General features: G+C 50.9%; 4 protein-coding genes. 3 read left to right on the top strand and 1 reads right to left on the bottom strand.

What is annotated here, in order from left to right; genetic code table 11:
* Window positions 1-27: 27 nt before the first annotated feature.
* The gene (locus G451_RS33210) at window positions 28-585 is read right to left on the bottom strand and encodes a helix-turn-helix domain-containing protein (RefSeq protein ID WP_051261728.1); all 558 of its coding nucleotides are present in this window, start codon (window positions 583-585) and stop codon (window positions 28-30) included.
* A 275-nt stretch (window positions 586-860) separates the two neighbouring features.
* Between G451_RS33210 and G451_RS33205 the strand changes: the two genes are divergently transcribed.
* The 3 genes from G451_RS33205 to G451_RS0120275 are packed head-to-tail and all read left to right on the top strand — an operon-like array spanning window position 861 to window position 1,725.
* The gene (locus G451_RS33205) at window positions 861-1,295 is read left to right on the top strand and encodes a hypothetical protein (protein WP_051261727.1); all 435 of its coding nucleotides are present in this window, start codon (window positions 861-863) and stop codon (window positions 1,293-1,295) included.
* Window positions 1,277-1,543, top strand: coding sequence for a helix-turn-helix domain-containing protein (locus G451_RS0120280; protein ID WP_245587850.1), 267 nt, complete (start codon window positions 1,277-1,279; stop codon window positions 1,541-1,543). The genes G451_RS33205 and G451_RS0120280 overlap by 19 nt, the downstream gene beginning before the upstream one ends.
* Window positions 1,543-1,725, top strand: coding sequence for a hypothetical protein (locus tag G451_RS0120275; RefSeq protein ID WP_027185678.1), 183 nt, complete (start codon window positions 1,543-1,545; stop codon window positions 1,723-1,725). The genes G451_RS0120280 and G451_RS0120275 overlap by 1 nt, the downstream gene beginning before the upstream one ends.
* Window positions 1,726-1,785: the final 60 nt, after the last annotated feature.

Here is a 1,785-nt window from a genome sequence, read left to right as displayed (position 1 = left end):
CGGTAGGTGCTGCCTTTCTTTTGTTCGTTATGCACTTAATCTGGCGTCTTCATCTGGTGTGTCTGGAGCGGCTCTGGTTTTTATTTCTGCAAGTTCTACTCGTAGGTCTGCATTATCTTTTGTTGTCTGCAAGAGTTCCTTGTTGACCTGAACTATCTCTTTATTCGCTTGGATAAGCTCTTTATTGGCTTCTGAGAGTTCACGGTTGAGGCGTTGGTTTTCTGTTCGTAGCTCGCTGCATTCGCGGCGGAGTTCTGTATTTTCTTTTTGTAGTGCGTGAATTTCATTTTGCGTTCCACCATTGGCTTCATTGCTTGGCGTTATGGCGTCGAGTCTTAATTCTTCCGGCGTTGTAGCGGGTAGCGCTTCGCCCTCGTCGCCTCGCCGCATTGGGCCTCCTCCAAAAAGAAGCCAATGAGATGAAACGCCACTAAGGCTGCAAATATTTGCCAGCACGACTGCGTTTGGTGTTCTCTCGTCTCGTTCATAGAAACCAAGTGTTGCCTTGTTAATGCCAAGCCTTTTGGCGAAGGCATCTTGGCTCTCCTTGCCTCTTATCTCTTTGAATCGTTGGCCTATTGTCATGATGTCAAAGTTCCTCCACGAAAGTTTGACGCGGACTTTGACACGGCACTTCTTCTTAATTTATTGTAATTAATAAGTATTTCAAAAATCGATGACTTTTGAAACTTTGACGCTATTTGAAGTTGACTTTGGCTTCAAATAGCGTTTAAAAGAAGGCCGTGGCGGTTGAAGTTTGTGACTCTTCGCTTTGATCCAAACTACAACCCCAACAACGTAGGGTCAACGTCCGGCTTTTTTCCGGGTTTGGACACGAACACCATCACAGGCGGACAATAATGGCACAAGGAACACTCTTTGGATCGGCGTACCGGCTTGCCAGTTTCGATCGGGCGTTCAAGGCGTCGCTCCGGACGGCATTTGAAAAGTCCGGACTCTCCTGCGTGCAGGTGGCCGAAAAAATGGACGCACTCGCCAAGGAATCCGGCATCAAATTGAACAGTGGTAACGCGGCGGCACTCTCTACAGCGACACTAGAGAAGTGGTTGAACCAAAACGATGAACGTTTCCCGAACCCTCGGGCTGTGGTCGCGTTTTGTGAGGTTGTGGGGGCGGCAGATCCGCTTGACATTATGGCGCTCGTTGTCGGGCGTAAAACCATCGATCAACGGCAGGCCAGGATGTTGGAGCAGGCCGAAGTGGACGCTCAAATCAAGGCGCTGAAGCGCCGCAAACGATTGTTGGAGGCGGAGTTATGCACAGCAGAACAATGAATATTTACGCAGGGCGCGGACCTGGACGGCATCGCGACACCTGGGGGATTCGGCAGCAGTTGGATCTTGCGGGGGTGTCGATGGCGGAAGTCGGCCGGCGGCTCGGTATGACACCGCAGGCCGTGAGCGACACGGTGCGCGGTGTGCGGAATAATCGTCGGGTGTTGCGGTATTTGCTCGAAGATTTAGTGATCCCGGCCGAGATGTTGAGTTTGCCGGAAGATATGTGTGCGAAGGAGGAAGTGTGATGGAAAAGGCGTTGGATCGTGAAGTTGAGGTTCGCATTGATGGTGATGTGGTCTTTGGTTGGCATCCCGATGTTGGGGTGGGTCATGTCCATATTGTTCATGACGCTGAGTGCGTCTCCCAGGCGCAAGAACTTCTGGGAGACGCATTGGAGTGGCTTCGTTCCCTTAAAATTCATGAATAACCGCTTCTGCAGGAAGCGGGACAGCCGGATACAATCCGTAGAGTTCATCAAGGAAGATGT

Origin of the sequence: Desulfovibrio inopinatus DSM 10711 (genome assembly GCF_000429305.1) — a bacterium.
Lineage (GTDB): Bacteria > Desulfobacterota > Desulfovibrionia > Desulfovibrionales > Desulfovibrionaceae > Alteridesulfovibrio > Alteridesulfovibrio inopinatus.
This window is presented reverse-complemented; position numbering and strand designations above follow the sequence as displayed.

Bases quoted from the DNA above. Each gene is read 5' to 3' on its own strand.
- G451_RS33210 (WP_051261728.1), bottom strand. From the start codon at position 585: ATGACAATAGGCCAACGATTCAAAGAGATAAGAGGCAAGGAGAGCCAA.
- G451_RS33205 (WP_051261727.1), top strand. From the start codon at position 861: ATGGCACAAGGAACACTCTTTGGATCGGCGTACCGGCTTGCCAGTTTC.
- G451_RS0120280 (WP_245587850.1), top strand. From the start codon at position 1,277: ATGCACAGCAGAACAATGAATATTTACGCAGGGCGCGGACCTGGACGG.
- G451_RS0120275 (WP_027185678.1), top strand. From the start codon at position 1,543: ATGGAAAAGGCGTTGGATCGTGAAGTTGAGGTTCGCATTGATGGTGAT.